We start from the raw sequence: 2,795 nt of genomic DNA, 5'->3' as shown, positions 1-2,795 counted from the left end.
CAGCACCACGGCGGCGGTGTGGGCAACGGCCAACATGTCGGTGTCGAACGCCATCGCCGCGGTCGGCAAGCTACGCGTGGCTTTCGGGGTGCTCGGCGCGGCCATCATCGGCTGGGAGATTGGGACGTGGCTGTCAGAGAAATTCGAGATCGTCCGTAAGGCGGGCATCTTCATGGTCGAGGTGCTGATGAAGGGCATCGAGCACCTGCGCTTCCAGTGGGAGGTGTTCGCCGCCATCTTCACCTCCGACACCATCGCCGAAGCCACCAAGCGCCACGAACAGCGGCTCGCGGAGATGAATCGCATCTTCGCCGAGATGTACGCCGACGCCACCGAAGGCGCGAACGCAGCCAAAGGCGCGATGAACACCGCTGCGACCGCTGCCGAGGAGATCGCCAAGCGGCTCGAAGCCGTGCGCCAGGGCACGCAAGAAGCGATTGGGCGCGGCATCGAGGCGGTGCACGCCGCGCTGGAGAAGCTCAAGTCCCGGCTGGGCGAGGTCGAACAGGCCGTCGGCAAGGCCCAAGGCGTGGTCAACGATGCCACCGCCAAGATGGCCGAAGCCTACAAGGGGCTGACGTCCATCGTCGAGGCCAGCCTCGCCCAGCAGGTGCAGGCGGTGAAGAACCGCTACGACCAGGAGAAGGCGGAACTGGAGCGTACCCAGCAATCCGAAACCGCCAGGATCACCAAGTCTACGCAGCTGCTCACCGAGGCGCTGACGCAGCAGGCGACCCTGCGCCGTCAGGCCACGACCGAGACGCTCGGCCTGATCGATCAGGAAACGCAGGCGCGCAAGGACGCCGCCGCCCGGCAAGGCCAGACCGAGGAAGAGCGCCGGGCCAACGTGCAGCGTGTCGAGAACGACATCCTCGCCACCAAGCGCCAGACCCTGGCTCAGGCGCTCTCCGAGTACCGCCAGCACATCGACGCCCTCAACGCCGAGGCCAACCGGCATCTGGCGGAAGTGCAGCGCATCGAGGAAGCCAAGCGCCAGTTGTCGATGTCCACGGAGGAGCGCATCCGCGACATCCGCCGTCAGGGTATGACAGAGTACGAGGCCACCGAGGATCGCAAGCGCCAGATCGCCGAGATGCAGGAGCAGGCGCGCCGGGCGCTGGCCAACGGTGAATTGGAGCTTGCCCGCCAGCTCGCGCAGAAGGCGATGGACATGGCCGCGCAGGTGGCCACCAGCCAAACCAACGAGGCCAAGCGCGGCGAGGAAGCGCGCAAGCAGTCCGAGCAGGCGGTGTCGCAGGTCACGCAACTGGAAGCGCAGTCGCGCGAGGCCTACCGCAGGCAGGAGTACCAGCAAGCAGCCGACCTGATGCGCCAAGCCGATCAGTTGCGCGCGGAACTGGCGCAGAAGGCCAAGGACGCGGATTTGCAGATCGCCCAGGGCAAGCAAGGCGTGGCCGACGCCATCGACCGCATCCGCCAGTCCGAGGAGATTCTCAACCAGACGCTGGATGCTGAAAGCGCGGCGCACCAGACGGCGGCACGCTCGGCGATCACCGCACGCGATGAGATTCAGCGCACGCTGGCCGAGACCACGCGCCAGATCGACGACATCACCGCCAAGCTCAAGGACGGTCTGAAGGTCACGCTCGATGCCGACACCACGCGCTTCGACAAGGCCATCGCTGATCTGGACAAGGCGCTGGCCGAGAAGGAATACCTGCTGCAGATCCAGGCCGATCTGCAGGAAGCGGAGAAGAAGCTCAAGGAATACGAGCAGCTTCTCAAGGAAGGCAAGACGCTGCCGGTCGATGCCGATGTGTCCAAGGCCAAAGAGGCACTGGACAAGCTCAAGACCTACGCCGATCAGAACGCCCAGTTCGAGCTGAAGGTGGCGACCGAGAAGGCGCAGGCGGCCATCACCAATGTCGAGGGGATGATCAAGGCGCTGGATCGCATCCAGACCGAGTCGCAGCATCAGGTGGCCAGCAACGTCGGTGCGGTACGCGCGGAAATCGACAGCCTCAATGGGCGCAACACCTCCAGCACCCACACCATCTACGTTACCAAGGTGGAAACCAATGCCACAGGCGGTCTGGTTGGCGGTGTACGACGGTTTGCCGACGGCGGCGCGGTGGCTCCGGCCTTTCCCCGGATGAGCGGTGGCTCGGTGCCCGGCTCCGGCCACCACGACACCGTGCCGCGCACCCTGGATGCCGGGGCCTTCGTGATCCGCAAGGCGGCGGTGCAGAAGTACGGCAGCGGCGCGCTCTCGCGTCTGGCAAACAGTGTCGCTGGGGGCGTCGCCCACTTCGCGGTCGGTGGGCGCGTTGCCTCGTTGGGCGGTACCGGCTCCACAGGCTCCGATCCCAACGACAAGCCGAGCAGGCCCAAGAAGAACCGCGAAGCGTTCGAGGCGCTCAAGATGATCGACCTCGGCCTGCAGGGGATGAACGAGTACACGAGCTGGCTGCAGTGGAACTACGGCGCATCGGTCAGTCTGGATATGCGCAGCAAGACGATGGACAACTACGGCAAGCAGGCGCAGCAGGATCGCCGCACGCTGGAAGACTTCATCAGCCGCAAGACCCTGACCGGCAACGAGCGCCAGAACCTCGAACGCATCAAGCAAACGTGGCGGCAGGCGATGTCCCAGCCGCTGCTCTGGGGTAAAGACCTGGAGCGAGAGCTGATCGACTACATGGAGCAAAACCAGGGCGAGTTTTACCGGCGCGGTGGCTTGGCTAAATCCGACACCGTCCCGGCGATGCTCACCCCGGGCGAGTTCGTCGTGAACCGGCAGGCCGTCGCCCGCTACGGCGCGGGCTTCTTCGAAG

The 2,795-nt window shown here is 65.3% G+C and carries 1 protein-coding gene; it reads left to right on the top strand.

Annotated features, from left to right (window positions below; translation table 11 throughout):
- On the top strand, window positions 1-2,795 hold a 2,795-nt coding region (locus ACK42S_RS17065; protein ID WP_409710374.1), incomplete at both ends, for a phage tail tape measure protein.

This window comes from Caldimonas sp., from assembly GCF_046289365.1.
GTDB lineage: Bacteria > Pseudomonadota > Gammaproteobacteria > Burkholderiales > Burkholderiaceae_C > Caldimonas.
The sequence above is the reverse complement of the archived record's forward strand: the minus strand, read 5'-3'. Positions and strand labels throughout refer to the sequence as shown.